The sequence below is a fragment of the Oceanicoccus sp. KOV_DT_Chl genome (assembly GCF_900120175.1).
Classification (GTDB): domain Bacteria; phylum Pseudomonadota; class Gammaproteobacteria; order Pseudomonadales; family Dasaniaceae; genus Oceanicoccus.
Genome location: NZ_FQLF01000002.1, coordinates 842981 through 861064 on the forward strand (window position 1 = coordinate 842981; position 18084 = coordinate 861064).

The window sequence follows — 18084 nt, forward strand, 5'->3', positions numbered from 1 at the left end:
GGGTCCATAAAACTACCGTTTAGTTATTGATATTTTAAGTCGATAATGTGTCGCTAGTTAATAAACCTATCTAATTAACGACGGAATTTCTTTACGCGCCAGATTATAACCAAACTCTATCATTTCTTCAGCGCGATCAAACTCCAACATCCCACATAAATTGCGCGGTATTTCTAATACTTGATCAGGAGGATAGGCCGCCAGCTTCTGTCTGGCGATAGTACCCTGCATCGCATCGATGGCCTGATAGGCGATGGCATACATACTGACACTACTTGGCGTAGTGGTAACGGGCATAATGGAATCAATAAAACTGGACACTTTTTGCGAAATCACCGAGCGCTTCTGCTCTTCGCTAGGCTCTTTATGCTCAGGTAATTGCTGGGTTAAATCTGGCGGCCCTGATAAATTCACTGCGATTGTTAAGTCGGTATGATCACCAAAGGTTGGCGCAATAGGGACGGGATTTAAAATACCGCCATCCAATAACTGTACGCCACGGTATTCCACCGGCTTAAAAATTAACGGCAGGGAAATCGACGCACGAATAGCGTCGAACAAGGGGCCCCGTCGCATCCACACTTCTTTTTCATTGGTCATATCCGCTGCGACAGCGGTAAACGCAATCGGTAATTCTTCAATTAAACTATCGCCGGTTAACGCCAGCAGCGTACTGATAATTTTATCGCCCTTGACCAAACCGCCCGAGCCTAAGGAAAAGTCGAGTAGCTTAATCATTTCGACTGTATTAATGGCCTTGACCCACTCACTGAACTCCTCGAGTTTCCCCAGCGCATAAACCCCACCGACCAAAGCCCCTATCGAGCTACCTGCAATCGATTCAATTTTATAGCCAGCCTCTTCCAGCCACTGAATAATACCAATATGTGCCAAGCCTCTGGCGCCACCACTACCCAGCACCAGAGAAATAGATTTACCTGAAGATTCCATAAAAATCCAATACCGAAAACCAATAAACGACCAAGCAACAAGCCCACCAATAGGTTAGCATTTCGCGCATCAACACAACTTTGATGCTACCAATTAAACCGCAGCCCAATTGCTGGACCAGCAATCTGTAAGTCATCCAGCAGTTCATCTTCAAACTCCCATTCAATCGATTGATAACCCAGCGCTACATCGAACTGAGAAAAGCGATAGACCATAGAAACCGAAGCCTGCCAGGTGAAGTCCGAAGCTCCCGCGCCAGCATCCGCGTAATAACTGAGATACCAATCATCTGAAAAGTTGGCGTAACCCTGTATACCGACCACCGCATCCCAATTATCAGAAGATTTACTGTCACCGGTCTCTGCAAATGGTTCTACTTCTACCTTGAGACTGGTATCCATTGCTAACAATCTGGCTCCCACCACACTGTGTAAAGTGGTAGTTTCGTTACCATAAAACTCCCAGCCAACTGCCAGCGTTGTGACAAACGTATCCAATTCAGTTTCTACATGGGTAGTAATCGGCCCACGAACATTACTCTCACTGGCCTTCACGTCGACATTTAATATATTCATGATGAGTGCTAGCTGACCCCGCTTAGCAGCTAAGGAGCCAAAAAAGGCAAACTCTAAATCGTCCAGAATATCATCAAATTCGGCGGTAGCCGTTTGCCCGCGCGCGCTGATATCAACATCAGCTGCCAGCACATAAACCTCTGCATGGTAGTTCCACTCTTCGGCCTGTGTAGCTAGCGGTAAAGTTGCTACCAATAACACACCTGACAACCAGTTTTTATTTATTAGCTTCTCTCGTCTCATCATAAGCCTCACTAAATAGTCCCTTCGTATTATTTGAATTAATTCAGGTTTTTGCTTGGCGCCAGTCAGAGGGGTATTTGTTCCCTCCTTGGTGTTATAGGTAATAGTTTCGCCGTAGCCGGTAACATCAACGACTGGTAAGCTTTTGATTAATCAGCCCCTATGACCAAACGCCTGATATTAGCCGAAATCATTTTATAATCAATGCGTCATTTTCTAATACCGCCAAATACAGCGGCACAAAAAAGCCGGGCAATGCCCGGCTTGATAATACCCGCTAGCGGATTAAAAACTGCAGTGCTAGCGAAACAGCGGCGCTACTGGCGGTTCAAAACCAGTCTCCTCTTTACAGCGCGCTTTGATTTCTTCAATCGTGCCACCGTAATTGAACAGTGGAATATCATCACCGCGCTCGGCGATCAGTTTTTCACGCAAGGCTGATGTCGCCGCCTGATCTACCGCGCCATTGGCCACTACCACACCATAGCGCTCAGCACCTTTAGCGGTCACCAAACCACGATTAACATCATCCATTACCAGTTGTGGGTCACGAGCATAGCGATCACCCCAGCCACCACCACCCCAGGTGTTAAAGAACAACACGTCACCGGTTTTAACATGAATACCTTCACACTTGGACGGCACAAACTCTTCCGAGCCATCCACGCGCACCAGTTTCTTGGTTGATCGCATACCGGTTTCACCGCCTAACACGCCCCAGGGGTACATCAGCCAACGGTCATCGTGAATACCGATCTCACCATCACAAAGAAAACGATAGGCAACGCTCAAGCCATTGCCGCCGCGGTGCAAACCGGCACCACCTGAATCGGGAATGGTTTCATAGCTTTCAATCCGCAATGGAAAATACGACTCGATAAACTCGTTTGGTACGTTGGTAAAGCCCGGCCACAATGAATGCCCATCAGGACCATCACCAATCGGACGGCCAGGAATACCACCGAAACCAATTTGGAATAGCTGGAACCACTCGCCATTTTTACCGGGACGGTTATCGTAGCCCGAATAAAACAGGTGAGGTGAATCCGAAAAGCCCGCCGCGTTTAACATCTGCTCAGGCGCGCCCATCCCTAACAAAGCACCTAACACGTCAAAAATACGACCCAATGCGTGCGTGCGACCAGAAAGCGCAGCCGGGAATTTAGGTTTCAACAATGTGCCCTCAGGAATACGCACATCTACCAGATCATAAAAACCATCATTAAAAGCGATATGGGGATCAACCACATTGATGGTGAATGAACCGAAGAACATTTTGAACATATCTTCGTTGAGGTAAAAGTTTACCGAAGTTTGGGCCTGCGGATCAGTGCCATCAAAATCAAAAATGGCCTTGTCGCCTTCACGCCACATCGTACATTTAATTTTGTAAGGCCCCATGCCTTTACCGTCATCACACAGATAATCTTCAAAACTGCGCGGTTCTTCAGGCACAAAGTTTTGAATAATATGGCTCATGGCGGCACGGTTACGATCTAACATAACACCCATAGCGGTGTGTAAAATATCATCATCAAAACGTTCGGTTAATTCCAATACCCGTTTCGCAGCGGTATTACAGGCCGCCACCAAAGCATTCAAATCAAAACGGTTCCACTGAGGGGTACGAACGTTGTGTAGAATCAATTCCAGCACATCCGATTGCAACACACCTTTTTTGTACAACTTGGTCGGTGGAATACGAATACCTTCCTGAAAAATATTGGTCGCTTCAATGGGGATTGAGCCCGGCACCATACCACCGTTATCCGACATATGACCAAACATCGCAGACCAGGCAATATGACGTCCTTTTTTAAACACCGGCACTAACACCAACCAATCCGGTAAATGTGATACTGCAGCGTTACACATATAGGGATCGTTAGTCAGCAGGATATCGCCCTCTTCCAACTCACCGTCATAGACTTCCATAAATGGACCGATAAAAGAGCCAAACTGCCCTACTACCATTTTTCCTTCTTTGTTAGCGATCATTGGAAAACAATCGCCCTGTTCGCGAATACCGGGAGACATAGCAGTACGGAACAAAACCGCGTCCATTTCTTCACGGGCATTTTTAACGCGTTTTCGATAATATCAATCGTTACACCATCCACTTCAACGGTTTGAAGAGGAGTGCTATTGGTTTCAATAATTTTGGCTGGCATTGTTATTCTCCTCTTTTATGCGTTAACCGGATTAATCAATAGGTTACCAATCTTATCGACTTTGGCCTCATAGCCCGGCAACACCACAGTGGTTGAATCCATTTCTGTAACAATGGCAGGGCCAACCACAGTAAGCCCTTGGTGTAACTTACTGCGGTCATATAAAGCACCGGCATGATCAGCACCGTTATAGTAAAAGCTGGTATCCTGAATTTTACATTCTTCCAGGCTAGCGCCATCAGCACCCATGGTGTTCTCGGCAATCGCTTTCGCTTTCGCTTTTACAACGGAACGAATCATTAAAATTTCATGGCCATCACTAAGTTTAAAAGTAAATAACTGTTCGTGCTCAGCATCGAATTGATTCTTCAGCAAATCAATGCCCTGAGCGCGTACTTCCGCTTCGGTAAACTCAACAGTGATTTGAAATGCCTGACCGACATAGCGCAAATCCGCTTGGAAAGTCACTTCGTGCTCAGTGCTGGGGATACCGTCAGCGATCAATGATTCACCGGCGCGGGTTTGCAACTCTAATAAATCTTCGATTAATGTTTCGGTAGTAACATCTTCCGCCATGCGGATATAGGTACGAGTGGCTTCATCCTGCACCTGCGTAGTGGCATCACCATAGGCGCACAATACACCCGGTCCAGGCGGAATAATGACCGGCCAGGCGTCAGACAGAACACCCATCGCATTTGCATGTAATGGTCCAGCACCACCAAAACCGACCAGGGCAAAATCGCGCGGATCATAACCTTGTTCTACCGACACTAGCCGCAGCGCACCAAACATCGCTTCGTTGGCAACCCGGATAATACCTTCTGCTGCTTCCATCAAGGTAATGCCGGCTGCATCAGCAATCAGTTGCACCGCTTTTACTGAAGCTTCGCGATTGATTTGCATTGCGCCACCTAGCTGCGCATCTGAAGGCAGATAACCCAATACCACATTGGCATCACAGACGGTTGCCTGCTCGCCACCTTTCATATAACACGCTGGCCCTGGTACGGCACCGGCTGACTCAGGCCCAACCCTTAACGCTTTAGTGAGTTCAGGTACAAATGCCAGTGAACCACCACCAGCACCTACGGTACGCACATCCACTGACGGCGCACGCACCCGCACATCACCAACAATAGTTTCACGACGCACACGGGCTTTGGAGTTTTGAATCAGGGCAACATCGGTTGAGGTACCACCCATGTCGAATGTCAAAATATTATCGTAGCCTGCGCGGCTACAAAAATAGATCGCGCCGGTAACACCACCGGCGGGGCCTGACATCAACAAGTTAACCGGTGAGTCAGCGGAAGCACGGCCAGAGGCCAAACCACCATCAGAACGCAGTATCGACAATAGCGTTTTTTCGCTCATTTTTTCTTTCAGCGCGTTCTGCAAATTATCAACATACTTGGCCACTTCCGGGCGAACATAGGAGTTCACCACGGTGGTTTCAGTACGCTCATACTCCTGCATTTCCGGTACCACTTCGCTGGAAATAGAAATATGAATATCCGTGAAACTTCCTGTGCAATGACTTTGGCTTTAGCCTCATTCTCGCCATTGATATGCGCATTTATAAAACAAATCGTCAGCGCTTCGATACCGCCCTTGGCTTTCAGAGCAATCAGATCTTCGCGCAACTTAGCTTCATTCAGTTCGCGCACAATTGTGCCGTCAGCACCCATTCGCTCGTCAGCACCTATGGTTAATTCCAGCGGCGCTAATAACGGACTTTTATTAAACGTTACCCAACCACCCAAACCGCCAGGGCAGAAAGAACGCGCCACTTGCAAGGTATGTTCGTAACCCTTGGTTGTGACCAGACCAACCACTGAGCCTTTACCCTGCAATACCGCATTGGTCGCCACAGTAGTACCATGCATAACGCGGGTAATTTTTTTCGGGTCAACTCCGGACTCTTCACAAATACGAGCCACACCATTCAAAACACCAATCGATGAATCCTGCGGAGTTGAAGGCACTTTGGCCGTATAGGTTTCGCCGGTTTGTTCATTGATTAAGAGTAGATCGGTAAACGTGCCGCCGACATCTACACCGAGACGATAACTCATGGCTTTTTCCTCTGATTAAGATTTTATCTTCGTTATTTTTTCTTCGCAGTTGCGGAGATTTTATAAACCACGGGGCAGCGCATCTAGCGCTGCACCTGAAGCCTGTCTTACAGACTCCCCTTTTCTTGTTGGCGCTTTAGCCACTTCAAAGAATGACCACCAGCGCAATTACCCGTTAACTCTTTGGCTAAATCTGATGCTGCGATTAGCGCATTCATATCAACGCCGGTATCAAAGCCCATCTGTTCAAACAATACAACAATATCCTCTGTGGCAACATTACCCGTTGCACCCGGCGCAAAAGGACAACCACCGAGACCACCAATAGAAGCATCAAAAGTGCGAATGCCCGCCGCTAATGCCGCATATGTATCCGCCACACCAAACCCGCGAGTATCATGAAAATGCGCACCTAGCTTGTCAGCACCAAACTCGGCAATTAATTTTTCAAATAAAGATTTTACCTGGGCTGGGTTAGCCGCACCGATAGTGTCCGCCATAATCACTTTTGTTGCGCCAGCGGCAAAAAACTTGGCGGTAATATCGATAACTACCTGCTCATCAACAATACCTTCAAATGGACATTCCCATGCGGTAGCCACGTAAGGAATAGAATCAATACCATCCGCTTTACCTGCAGCAATGATTTCAGCGGTCATTGCTACCGCCTCATCATTGCGCTTGCGAATATTTTTTTCATTCATGGTATTGCTGGCAGCTATAGGCAAGTTAACCGCTTTAACACCAGCAGCTCTTGCTTGTTCATAACCTTTAATATTCGCCACCAAGGCCGAGAAATAAGTGCTACCAGGTTTTAGACCAGCCACGATTTCATCGGTACCCGCCATTGCCGGAACCGCCTTGGGGTTTACAAAACTACCGACTTCCACTGCTGGAATTTTTGCTGCCACCAACGCATCAATTAATTGCAAGCGCTCGCCAGGCGTAAGGATTTTTGCTTGATTCTGCAATCCATCTCTGGGGCCTACATCATTGATAAAAACTTTATCTGCCATTATGTTGCCTTCGCATTCAATCATCGCACCCCTACCAACGGGACGCTCTATTCATTTTTGGATGAAACTATTATTAAATAACACTCCGTTATTTAATAACGCCTAGTGCTTTTAATGCAGCAATTTCTTCGCTCGACTTACCCATCACCTCAGTCAAAATAGTATCGGTATCCTGTGCTAATAATGGTGCCGGCGTAAAACTCTCTTCGCTGGTACGTGAAAATTTAATCGGATTACCCGGGCCTTTAGTACTTTTGCCACTGGGATGACCTAATTCCACAACCATATTGCGGTGCAATACTTGCTCATCGCTCAAGGCTTGGGAAAATTTATTTACCGGTGCCGCAGGAATACGTTTTTCATTTAATTGCGCCAGCCAAAACTCAGTGGTGTTGGTAGCAAAAATTTCATTCAACTTGCCATCGATATAATCTTTTGCTGCCAGACGTCCAGGCTGACCATCAAACTCAGGCTTATCAAAACCATCGTAGTTAACCACTTGCTTTAGGTTTTGCCAAAAATTATCGGTAATGACAGCAATGACCAAGTGACCGTTTTGGGTTGGATAGGTGTTATACGGCACGTGCACAAAATGGCTATTGCCAATCGGAAACGGATCTTCACCTGACAAAAAGTGCATGGTAGCCATATAGTTCAACAATGAGATCTGCACATCAACCATGGATATATCAACGTGCTGGCCTTTACCAGAACGCTCCCGCTCTAGCAGCGCAGACTGGATACCCATCACCGCAAACATGCCACCACCCAAGTCACCAATCGGAATACCGGCACGCATCGGGTGCTTGGCATCCTCACCAGTGATAGACATACCGCCACCATAGGCTTGCGCTACCTGATCAAATGCGGGACGACTAGCGCCAGGGCCCTCAGAACCAAAACCGGAAATAGTACAGGTAATAATCTTCGGGTTGATTTTGGCAAGATGAGCGTAATCGATTTTCAATTTAGCCGGTACACCGGCACCAAAATTTGAAATAACCACATCGGATTCTTTCACCAAATCATAAAACAACGCCAACCCCTGCTCGGACTTTAGATCCATACAGGTCGTGCGCTTATTACGATTGAGCGTAATAAAATACGCACCCATGCCATCAATGGAGTTATTGGGGTCAGTAGCGAGTAGTTTACGTGTTCCCTCTCCATGCAGCGGCTCAACTTTAATCGTATCTGCGCCCAAGTCGGAAAGAATCATGGCTCCATAGGGACCTGACAACATATGGGTAAGGTCAATAATGCGGATGCCTTCTAGTGGTTTATTCATTTATGTCTCAGTCTTTCTTTAAATGTTATCTAACAACGGGGCAGCCAAGCTGCGCCACCCCTGTTCGCCAAGCTATCAATCAATGCTCGTGGTCATGGCCATGACCGTGGTCGTGTGGCTCGCCTTCAGGATGCGAATGACCATGCTCGTGATCACGCTCGTACTCATGGTAATGACCATGGCCCGACGCCAAATCCAGATCAGCCATACCACCACGACGAATCATCGTGTCTTCAAAATCCTTAATGCTGTGTGGGTGATTGTGATGACGACTATAACCCCAGCGATACAACATTGGGTCACGTTTTTCCATACGCGCCAACGAGCGATCAGCATTCTCTACTGGATTAGTCCATGGGTTGTAGTGGAAGTGGTTAAACAATTTCGAATCGGTACGACCCAGTGCGATACAGCCGTAAGCTGATGCAAAAGAACCGTGGTTAATATAAGACGGACGCCAGAAGTAACCACCGGTTGGGATTTCGCCAAACTGCATCATCCAGCTGGTACCCAAATGTGATACGACTCTTCAGCACAATCGTGATAAGAAATATTATCCTGACTGAAGTTAGGGGTCATACAGTATAAGAAGGTTAGTGCATGTGTATTGGGGTTAAAGTTCAATACCTTAACCAAACAACCGGTAGCAACGGTTGGACTGGTTACACCACCAGACACCCAGGGAATATCATCATAAGAACTAATATCATGATACAAACCTACCTGCGCCAACGCGTGATGGGTATCGCTCTCAATGTGGCTAGGTGCACTAGTGTTATACATCATTAATACTTTTGCACCCTGTTCAGTGGCTAACGCACCGACAGAATAACCAGCAGGCACATAAAAATAATGGCCTTTACCATAGCGCTTGCCAGCCAGAGTGAATGAACCCTCGATGATTAGCATTTCATATTCTGACCAACTGAAACCAGGCGCACGTTTATATCCACCCTCCAGTTGTACTGTCATTGAACAGGCGCCAGTTTCGTTATCCATGCTCAGCATTTTGTAACTAAAACCTTTACCCATACCCGGTAATGTCATGTTTTTCCAATGAACATCACGATCGCAAAACGGTTCAATATGTGGACGTGCCATTTTATTCTCCTAACTTATTCTTTGCGTAAGATATCTTTAACGGACATCTGCACTAATTCTTGTCGTATGAAAAAAGAAATTATTTGCCTTCAATTTCTTCGATGGAAAACTCACCATATTTCCAGATAACTTGATCTTCACGATCGTCTGGTTTGATGGGAATATCTTTTTCCGCTACTGGCGCTCTATTGTCACCATCGAAGCTAAAGCCACGAGTTTTTATACGATGAAAGAACTCGGCGTACCACTGCTCTCGTGTTGTCTTCAGCGCATCCATTTCGTCGTAAATTTTTTGGTAGCGCACTTCCTGTTCAGCAGTTTCTTCCTTGATCCACGCTTCTTCTTCAGCGCTACGATCGTAGTCGATCTTGGTGTTCATAAAAGTCATAACAATCTCCTAGCTTTTTCACTTATTATCAAAATTTTAAGCAGGTTTTTTTAACGTGCCCGCAGCTAACATGGCATCAATCTTAGTTTGATCGACACCGGCTTCTAACAATACCTCTACACTATTTTGACCCAGCAACGGCGGCAACACGCGAATTTCTGCCGGGGTTTTGGAAAAATTCATCGGCGGTTTGGACATCCGGATTCTGCCTTCACTGGGGTGATCAAACTCTTGCCAAAAACCCGTAGCCACCAAATGCTCATCTTCAACCAAACCATTCAGCGTGTTCACCACCATCATTGGCACTTTGGTTTCACCCAGTAAATCGAGCCATTCTTTACGGCTACGGGTAGCGATAATTTCACCCGTTGCCTTGTAAGATTCGTTGATGTTTTGCAAACGTAGACCCATAGTCAAAAAGCGCGGATCTGCTGCCAACTCAGGTCGCCCAGCCAACTCACAAAACGTATTCCAATGGTTATCCCAATACGGCAACACAGCCAGATATAAACCGTCTTTGGTTTTGTAAGGGCGACGATGCTTCGCCATCAAACGCACATAACCAGCCTCACCAATTGGCGGTTCAAAACTCAAACCCCATAGATGTTCAGTCATAATATAAGAGGCCATGGTTTCAAACATTGGCACCTCTATTGCTTGCCCTTCGCCGCTACGCTCACGATGAAACAGTGCAGCCAATACCGATTGCACTACCATCATCGCCGTCGTTTTATCCGCCACAATCGTTGGCAAATAACGCGGTTCACCTTCCACCATACTTTGCAACATGGCAACACCTGAGGCGGCCTGGATAGAATCGTCCAAAGCGCCTTTTTCACCATAAGGACCCTCTTTGGCATAACCATAAGCACCGCAGTACACGATATCCGCTGAAATTTCTTTCACTGCTTCGTAGGAGAACCCCAAACGATCGATCGCTTGCGGGCGAAAGTTATGCACCATAACATCGGCGCCCTTAAGCAGTTCACGCAACGCAGCCTTGCCATCATCCGATTTTAAATCCAGCGCAATACTGCGCTTATTACGATTACAACCCAAAAACATAGAGCCCATTTTTGCATCGTTGCGATGAGGGCCAAGGTTACGATTGGTATCCCCATCTATGGGTTCAACTTTTATGACGTCTGCGCCTAGATCGCCCAGCATCTGGCAAGCATAAGGGCCCAGTACCACGCTGGTCATTTCAATTACTTTAATACCGTCTAAAGGCGATGCCATTATTTTCTCTCTTAATTCTCGTTAACTCTAATGCCGGATAGCTATAACCAGAGATCCGGGCTCTGCCTATAACTTATATAATTTTTTCACGTTTTCGTTCATGAATTTTTTACGTACCTGCGGTTTCAAACCAAATGCATCAATTTCATCAATGGTGCGTTTGAATTGCAGTATTGGAAAATCCGATCCAAAAATTACTTTGTCCTGACCATAAGAATTAATGTATTTCACCAGCGATTCGGGCCAGTACTTGGGGCTGTGAGCATCCGTACATAAATACACATTTTTATGCTTCCAGGACATCGCGATCATTTCTTCAGTCCAGGGAATACCCACATGCGAGCCGACCAGTTTTAACTCTGGCAAATCACAGGCAATATCATCCAGATAGATAGGGCGACCGACACTGCGACAAGGCTGCTCTGGCGCATAAATCATTGATTGCCCAACTTGCATCTGCACCGGAATATCGAGCTCGATACACTTGGCATAGTAGGGGTAGTACTTGGCAGCATTAGGGGGTAACTCATACCAGTGCGGATATAAATGCGCGCCGATAAAACCCATATTTTTAACCGCATCTTCCATTGCCCGCACACCAGTCATACCCTGAAACGGATCTATGCCGATCAAACCACGAAAACGATCCGGGTATTTTTGCACTGCATCTGCAACCACTTCTGGCGGCATATGGTAAGAACCTGGCAAGCCAGGACGACCACTTTTGGCTGCTACTAAAAAACCGATACTGATACCGGCTTCATCCATTTTTTCCAGCATGACTTCCAGTGAAATACCGCCACTGTCATTTTTGCCTTTCATCTTGTCGACAAAAAAACCGTCAGTCCAACCAGGGCGATGTGACAACGCCTCAGTCGTCCAGATGTTCACTACTGCATCAATTGCTTGATAATCTTCGCTCATTACTTATTCCTTAACAGCTATGCCAAAAATCGAACTTCAAACATCTGGCAATAAATCTTATCTATTGGACCCCGGTGCTTCACAAACCCAAAAAGGCAATAGAGGAACCGCAACCAAAAATGGTCGCTCCAGCCATGGCATGACCAAAACGCTCCAACGCTGGAATGCGAATTTTTTTCAAACCGGTGGCACTGACAAATACAGCCAGCATCATAGTTAACATGGTTACCACACCAAACACCGCCGTCACCGCTATCAAACCCAAGGTGTTTTCTTTGGCTGCGGGATACATCAATAACGGAATCAATGGTTCACAAGGGCCCAAAACAAAAATGACAAAAATTGCCCAAGGACCCAACTTGTTCACAGCGGCATCACTACTCGCTAACGCTTTGCTTTTTTGATCATGAACATGGGCATGGGCGTGATGGTGGGTATGCTCATGCACATGCACTTCACCACCGTGACTGTGCACATGCGTATGGGGTTTATTGCGATATGCATTGCGTATCCCCCAGGCGAAATACACCAAACCAAATGCAATCAAACACCAGGCAGCCACATCACCGCGCACCGACTCAAGCCACTCCAATGAACCCAACTGCCACTGCAATGCCACACCTAAAAACCCCAAAGCAATGGAGCCAAGAATATGACCAAAGCCACACAAAGCAGTAACAGCTAACATTTTTTTTACCGTCCAACGTCTGGCCACACCCATCGAGACGAAGGGTAAATAATGATCCGGCCCCATTAAGGTATGCACAAAAGCAATCGTGGCTGCACTGACGATCAGTACATTTATTTCGGCTGTAAACATGTAATTCTCATAATGCCCAGCCAATAGCCAAGCCAAGTGTGATTGTGAATCGCGGCCGTTATCGCCGATTAGCGATACGCGCTAACTGCCACCCCGGATAATCCTTGCCAGTCCGCTGTAACAGCAACTCGCACCATATGATTCCTAAGAGAAAATGGCAAATACCATAAAGATATAATGTTAATACATTTGATAGAAATTATGCTAGCATATGTCTCACTATGCAAGGGGAAATAAACGGCGAACACTGTAAAATATACTGCCTGAATTACACCCACTAGCTGCCAACTAGACTTAAGTTATTGATTTAATGGACAAAACACTTTTTGAAAAATTATGGGATCAGCATTGCGTTGCAGATTTGGGGGACGATAACCACCTTATCTATATTGATCGCATATTCCTCCATGAACGCACTGGCTCCATCGCTTTAAAAAGCCTGGAAGCCGATAACCGGACCATCCGGGACCGCGCCCGCGTCTTTTGCACCATGGACCATATTGTCGACACATTCCCCGGCCGCAGCGATAACACCCTGATGCCATCGGGCCATCTATTTATCAAGGCTACCCGTGAATCCGCTAATGCCGCCGGCATTACTCTCTACGACATCAATGATAAAGATCAGGGCATTGCACACGTTATCTCTCCAGAACTGGCTATAGCATTACCCGGCACTACACTGGTCTGCCCCGATAGCCACACCTGCACTCTGGGTGGACTGGGCGCCCTCGCTTGGGGAATAGGCTCATCCGAAGCCGAACACGCATTAGCAACTAATACTCTGCGGGTACAAAAACCCAAAACCATGCGCGTATGTTTTGATGGCGACCTCAGCCCAGCGTCACCGCTAAAGATATGATCTTGCACCTTATTGGCCTATACGGCACTGCTGGCGGCTCAGGTTATGCCATTGAATTTGCCGGCTCGGCAATACGGTCGCTCCCCATAGAAGCACGACTTACACTATGCAATATGGCCGTCGAATTTTCCGCTTTCAGTGGCATTGTCGCCCCGATGAAACCACCATCAACTACATCAAAGGACGACGTCACGCCCCTAAGGGTGAGCAGTGGTTAAAGGCTGTAAAAGACTGGGAGCAATTACACAGTGACGAAAACGCCACCTTTGATCGCGAAATCTTAATCGACGCAGCAGCGATCAGCCCTACAGTCACTTGGGGCACAAGCCCTCAACATGCTGCCGCGATTAACAGCCAAATACCAAGCCCTGACGCTTTTAGTGATAGCCATGACCAGGAATCCTGCCAAAAAGCGCTGAACTATCAAGGCCTCCTACCGGGACAAAATCTTAATGAATTGGCTATTGATGCAGCCTTTATTGGCTCCTGCACCAATAGCCGTATCAGTGATTTACGCATGGTTGCTGCACTGGTAAAAGGCCGCAAGGTTGCGACCACAGTTTCTGCAGTCATTGTCCCCGGGTCCCGCAATGTAAAGCGGCAAGCCGAAGCTGAAGGACTGGACAAAATTTTTACTGAAGCCGGGTTTGAATGGCGCGATTCAGGCTGTTCAATGTGCTTCTATGCCGGCGGCGAAACCTTTGGCGAAGGTAAGCGCGTGATCTCCAGTACCAATAGAAATTTTGAAGGTCGTCAGGGCCCTAACACTCGCACGCATCTGGCCAGCCCCATCACTGTGGCTGCATCCGCACTTACTGGGCGAATCACTGACCCGAGGGAGCTAACAACCAACTCTCAGCCCAAAGAAGAACAGGTCGCAAACTGATGGAAAAATTTACTGTACACACCGGCATCGCCGCTCCACTGTTGCGCAATAACATCGATACAGACGCCATCATTCCATCCCGTGAAATGAAACTGGTTTCAAAGCAGGGGCTTGGTCAGGGCCTATTTGCAGGTTGGCGCTATACCCTGCCAGGTGGCCGCGATTGCAACCCGGACTTTATTCTGAATCAAACGGATTATGCCAATACCAGCATCCTGTTAGCAGGTGATAATTTTGGCTGCGGCTCATCCAGAGAACATGCGGTTTGGGCGCTAAAAGAATACGGGATTCGTGCCATTATCGCCCCAAGCTTCGGCGCTATTTTCCATCAAAACTGTATTCGTAACGGTATTCTGCCCATCAGCTTAGAAGAACAGCAAATTCACCAGCTAGCCGATTTTGTTAGCCGCGCTCCGCAACACAACAAACTCGTCATTGATTTAACCCAGCAAACCGTCACTACCAGCACCGGCACTAGCTGCAATTTTTATTTGGAAGACTCGCACCGTGACATGCTGCTGCAAGGACTGGATGCGATCGCCCTCACTCTGTCGATGAGCGATGCCATTGAGGCCTTTGAACAGCGCGACCTACAGCAAAGAAGCTGGGTCTACCTAAGCTAAATCCCCGATTACCGTTACCCACAAACCATTAAAAAACTGACAAAAATCAAATTCCTGATGTTTTATTGAGCAATCGCTTAATTGGGGTAGACAAAAAAGTGTGAACTAGTTAAAAAGTCTATTCATATAACTTTACGTCTTTGTATTCTTTATCTATGCTCAATTAGATATTTGTTTTTAAAACAACGTATCCATAACTACAACAATTTAAAGCATCAACTAAAGTAGTTACATAATGACATCACAACAGAGACTTCATCTTAAATCGTGGGAGATTTACCAATGAACAAACCCAAAGTCACATTACGGCGCTCCGGGCTAGCCACCGCTATTGCCTTGGCCTCGCTAACCACAGGCAGCCAAAGTTTTGCCCAACAGCCGAACTTGTTTGTTGAAGAAATACTGGTAACTGCTCGTAAGCAAACTGAAAGTTTGCAAGATGTACCCATTTCTCTGACCGCGTTTAGCGCCAGCGACATTGAGACACAAGCCATTGAAACAACCGAAGATGTTATTAAATTAACCCCGGGGTTAACATTCACTCGGGGTATCGGCAGCCAGGATTTACGCCCGGATATTCGAGGCCTAACCCCGCTATCAGGGCGAGCTAATGTCGCGATACTTGTCGATGGCGTCGACTTCACCTCGGATTCATTAGTAGGTACGGGTGCTGGTCAGCTAGTGTCATTAGGACTTTACGATCTAGACCGCATTGAAGTTGTTAGAGGACCGCAAAGCGCACTGTTCGGTCGAAACGCATTTGGTGGCGCTATCAACTACATCACCAAAAAGCCATCATCTACTTTTGAAGGCAACGTTAACGCCGAAGTTGCTGAATGGGATACTTACAAAGTAAAAGTTGGCGTCACAGGCCCCATCACAGACAACATATTATACCGGGTCAATGTTGCACACTCCGAAACCGGTGGCCAATACTCCAACCCTGAAACAGGTAATAATCTGGGTGAAGAAGAAACCCAATCGATCTCTGCAACACTACAATTTTTGCCCACGGATGATTTGGAAATATTAACCCGGCTTGACTACGCCGATCTCGACAATGGCCATGTAGCTGTTGGCGTGGCTGAAGCCAACGCCTGTTTCACTCGCAATGGCACAGAGCGTGTACAAGTCATCACAGAAGGTGTAGATGTAAGAAATTGTGATGCAGCGGCGGCAACGGTAGGCGAAACGGATGCAGGATCTCGCTATGCTGGCACCGTTTCTGATTTCAAAGAGTCCTATATCGGGCTATCCGACACCAGCAAGATGGGTACCGAAACCGAGTTATTGCAGTGGACTACTTTGATCAACTATGAAATCTCCGACGACCTTACCTTCAGCTCGAACACAGCCTATACCGACATGGAAGGCACCGATAAATTTGACCTCGATCAATCACCAACAGTCACTTCTGTAGGCGATTGCCCTCCTCTACCATTCGGCGCTCCAGACTCATGCAGCAATCAAGGTCTACCATTCTTTCAGCTAAGTCCATTGGTTGTATTCCCTTGGGTTAATGAAGATAACCCCTTTAATTACCGCTCAGACCGGGATTACGAACGCGAAGTTATCTTTCAGGACTTCCGTTTAAGCTTTGATGCTGGCGATGACCTTCGCTGGTTGGTAGGCGTAGAATACTATGATGAAAAATAACACAATTTGATTACTCAACCGCCAACGGTAGCAACCTCAATCGCGGCGGCACTGTAACAGGTAATGCTGGGACAGGATTTGCGCCAAACATTCAAACCATTACCTGGGATGGCACGCCTTTCCTCGCAAAACGTGAAGTTGAATCATTTGGGCTTTATGGTAGCGTTGACTGGATGTTTGTCGAAGACTGGGAAGTGTCTGTATCATTTCGCTATCAGGAAGAAACGTTTGATATTAACTATGATAACGGTGTTGGCTCAGGCATGTCTCCTAGCATAGCCAACCCTGCCATTCCCACGGCACATGCTGACGGCGACTTTGAAGCGTTTAACCCTAGACTCGTGCTCACACACTATCTCACCGATAGCGTCATGCTTTATGCGTCTTATGCTCAGGGTACCAAGCCTGGCGGCCATAGCATCCAACCTGATATTTCTTCTGCTGTAGACGCTGATATCGACAAGCTAACCTACGAACAGGAAGAGTTGAAATCTTATGAATTCGGCTGGAAAACCTCTTGGTATAACGATCGCATTATCGTAAACGGCGCCGTCTTCCTGATGGAAAACACCGACAAGCAAGCGAATAACCGTGAATACAATACGTTCTCCGGTACACCGCAATCCTACGTTGATAACTTAGGTGAAACGGAAATTCGAGGACTTGAACTGCAGGTGGTTATGGCTGTCAATGAGTACTGGACTTCTACGGTAAACTACGCGCTTATCGATACTGAAATCGTCGATTTCTTGAACCAAAGCGCCTATGGCATCCCCTCGTCTGGCCTCACTCCAGAGGAGATACTGGCAGACCCAGACGCCGATCAAGCTGGTAATGAATTGCCTTATACGCCCAAGCATAACTTGCAGTTGAATAATAACTTTGAATTTGTTATCAATGATCAATTCGATGGATTTGTTCAACTTGACGGTCGCTATATGTCAGAGCGCTGGTTAACAACCGACAATTTGAGCAAAATTGACGATTCAATTGTGTGGGACATTAAGGCGGGTATTAAAGCTGAAAACTACGAAGTAGTTGCTTATGTCGACAATATTGAGAATGAAGACTCGCCAGCCAGTGCGGTCACCTTCCCAAGATTTGCAGACAATTTGCGCGACCAGGTACTGTTAAACCCTCGCTCAAAACGCACAGCGGGTATCAGGGTAAAATACAACTTCTAAGTTAAACTTTAGAGAGTACAAGGGGAGCTTAGCTCCCCTTTTTTATGTCTGGCTTTTTCCAAATATTAACTACTTATCG

At 46.8% G+C, this 18084-nt stretch carries 13 protein-coding genes and 3 pseudogenes; 4 read left to right on the top strand and 12 right to left on the bottom strand.

Features of this window, described 5'->3' with window-relative positions:
* Positions 1-66: 66 nt before the first annotated feature.
* The 12 genes and pseudogenes from UNITIG_RS07580 to UNITIG_RS07635 all read right to left on the bottom strand — a co-directional run bounded on the left by UNITIG_RS07580 (position 67) and on the right by UNITIG_RS07635 (position 12794).
* The gene (locus UNITIG_RS07580) at positions 67-951 is read right to left on the bottom strand and encodes a patatin-like phospholipase family protein (RefSeq protein WP_101757836.1); all 885 of its coding nucleotides are present in this window, start codon (positions 949-951) and stop codon (positions 67-69) included.
* 86 nt (positions 952-1037) lie between these two features.
* The gene (locus tag UNITIG_RS07585) at positions 1038-1772 is read right to left on the bottom strand and encodes a hypothetical protein (RefSeq protein WP_145999120.1); all 735 of its coding nucleotides are present in this window, start codon (positions 1770-1772) and stop codon (positions 1038-1040) included.
* A gap of 297 nt (positions 1773-2069) precedes the next feature.
* Positions 2070-3940: pseudogene (locus UNITIG_RS07590) on the bottom strand (hydantoinase B/oxoprolinase family protein).
* 15 nt (positions 3941-3955) lie between these two features.
* Positions 3956-6018, bottom strand: a pseudogene (locus UNITIG_RS07595) (hydantoinase/oxoprolinase family protein).
* Between the two features lie 107 nt (positions 6019-6125).
* Positions 6126-7034: a hydroxymethylglutaryl-CoA lyase gene (locus UNITIG_RS07600; RefSeq protein ID WP_101759218.1), complete on the bottom strand. Its 909-nt coding sequence runs from the start codon at positions 7032-7034 to the stop codon at positions 6126-6128.
* 88 nt (positions 7035-7122) lie between these two features.
* Positions 7123-8322 (bottom strand): CaiB/BaiF CoA-transferase family protein, encoded by a 1200-nt coding sequence (locus UNITIG_RS07605; protein ID WP_101757838.1) that lies wholly within the window; start codon positions 8320-8322, stop codon positions 7123-7125.
* 79 nt (positions 8323-8401) lie between these two features.
* Positions 8402-8821: a hypothetical protein gene (locus tag UNITIG_RS07610; protein ID WP_145999121.1), complete on the bottom strand. Its 420-nt coding sequence runs from the start codon at positions 8819-8821 to the stop codon at positions 8402-8404.
* Positions 8818-9423: a DUF4437 domain-containing protein gene (locus UNITIG_RS07615; RefSeq protein ID WP_101757840.1), complete on the bottom strand. Its 606-nt coding sequence runs from the start codon at positions 9421-9423 to the stop codon at positions 8818-8820. Before UNITIG_RS07615 ends, UNITIG_RS07610 begins: the two co-directional genes overlap by 4 nt.
* A 79-nt stretch (positions 9424-9502) precedes the next feature.
* On the bottom strand, positions 9503-9811 hold the full coding sequence (locus tag UNITIG_RS07620) for a hypothetical protein (protein ID WP_101757841.1): 309 nt from the start codon (positions 9809-9811) through the stop codon (positions 9503-9505).
* Positions 9812-9847: 36 nt separating this feature from the next.
* Positions 9848-11050: a CaiB/BaiF CoA-transferase family protein gene (locus UNITIG_RS07625; RefSeq protein WP_101757842.1), complete on the bottom strand. Its 1203-nt coding sequence runs from the start codon at positions 11048-11050 to the stop codon at positions 9848-9850.
* Positions 11051-11116: 66 nt separating this feature from the next.
* On the bottom strand, positions 11117-11974 hold the full coding sequence (locus tag UNITIG_RS07630) for an amidohydrolase family protein (RefSeq protein ID WP_101757843.1): 858 nt from the start codon (positions 11972-11974) through the stop codon (positions 11117-11119).
* 79 nt (positions 11975-12053) lie between these two features.
* Positions 12054-12794 carry a sulfite exporter TauE/SafE family protein gene (locus UNITIG_RS07635; protein WP_101759219.1) on the bottom strand — a complete coding sequence of 247 codons (741 nt, stop codon included), beginning with the start codon at positions 12792-12794 and terminating at the stop codon, positions 12054-12056.
* Positions 12795-13104: 310 nt separating this feature from the next.
* On the opposite strand from UNITIG_RS07635, the pseudogene leuC reads away from it, so the two are divergent.
* The 4 genes and pseudogenes from leuC (at position 13105) to UNITIG_RS07655 (ending at position 18005) form a co-directional block, all read left to right on the top strand.
* Positions 13105-14542, top strand: a pseudogene (gene leuC / locus UNITIG_RS07640) (3-isopropylmalate dehydratase large subunit).
* A complete protein-coding gene (leuD, locus tag UNITIG_RS07645; protein ID WP_101757844.1) occupies positions 14542-15165 on the top strand; it encodes a 3-isopropylmalate dehydratase small subunit in 624 nt (207 codons plus the stop codon). The pseudogene leuC and the gene leuD overlap by 1 nt, the downstream one beginning before the upstream one ends.
* 282 nt (positions 15166-15447) lie before the next feature.
* Positions 15448-16821, top strand: coding sequence for a TonB-dependent receptor (locus UNITIG_RS07650; protein WP_101757845.1), 1374 nt, complete (start codon positions 15448-15450; stop codon positions 16819-16821).
* On the top strand, positions 16818-18005 hold the full coding sequence (locus UNITIG_RS07655; RefSeq protein ID WP_101757846.1) for a TonB-dependent receptor: 1188 nt from the start codon (positions 16818-16820) through the stop codon (positions 18003-18005). The genes UNITIG_RS07650 and UNITIG_RS07655 overlap by 4 nt, the downstream gene beginning before the upstream one ends.
* The last annotated feature ends 79 nt before the right edge of the window (positions 18006-18084 follow it).

Excerpts from the sequence above, each read along its gene's own strand:
- UNITIG_RS07625 (WP_101757842.1), bottom strand. The coding sequence starts at position 11,050 with ATGGCATCGCCTTTAGACGGTATTAAAGTAATTGAAATGACCAGCGTG.
- leuD (WP_101757844.1), top strand. The coding sequence starts at position 14,542 with ATGGAAAAATTTACTGTACACACCGGCATCGCCGCTCCACTGTTGCGC.
- UNITIG_RS07615 (WP_101757840.1), bottom strand. The coding sequence starts at position 9,423 with ATGGCACGTCCACATATTGAACCGTTTTGCGATCGTGATGTTCATTGG.
- UNITIG_RS07605 (WP_101757838.1), bottom strand. The coding sequence starts at position 8,322 with ATGAATAAACCACTAGAAGGCATCCGCATTATTGACCTTACCCATATG.
- UNITIG_RS07610 (WP_145999121.1), bottom strand. The coding sequence starts at position 8,821 with ATGATGCAGTTTGGCGAAATCCCAACCGGTGGTTACTTCTGGCGTCCG.
- UNITIG_RS07635 (WP_101759219.1), bottom strand. The coding sequence starts at position 12,794 with ATGTTTACAGCCGAAATAAATGTACTGATCGTCAGTGCAGCCACGATT.
- UNITIG_RS07580 (WP_101757836.1), bottom strand. The coding sequence starts at position 951 with ATGGAATCTTCAGGTAAATCTATTTCTCTGGTGCTGGGTAGTGGTGGC.
- UNITIG_RS07600 (WP_101759218.1), bottom strand. The coding sequence starts at position 7,034 with ATGGCAGATAAAGTTTTTATCAATGATGTAGGCCCCAGAGATGGATTG.
- UNITIG_RS07630 (WP_101757843.1), bottom strand. The coding sequence starts at position 11,974 with ATGAGCGAAGATTATCAAGCAATTGATGCAGTAGTGAACATCTGGACG.
- UNITIG_RS07585 (WP_145999120.1), bottom strand. The coding sequence starts at position 1,772 with ATGATGAGACGAGAGAAGCTAATAAATAAAAACTGGTTGTCAGGTGTG.
- UNITIG_RS07620 (WP_101757841.1), bottom strand. The coding sequence starts at position 9,811 with ATGACTTTTATGAACACCAAGATCGACTACGATCGTAGCGCTGAAGAA.
- UNITIG_RS07650 (WP_101757845.1), top strand. The coding sequence starts at position 15,448 with ATGAACAAACCCAAAGTCACATTACGGCGCTCCGGGCTAGCCACCGCT.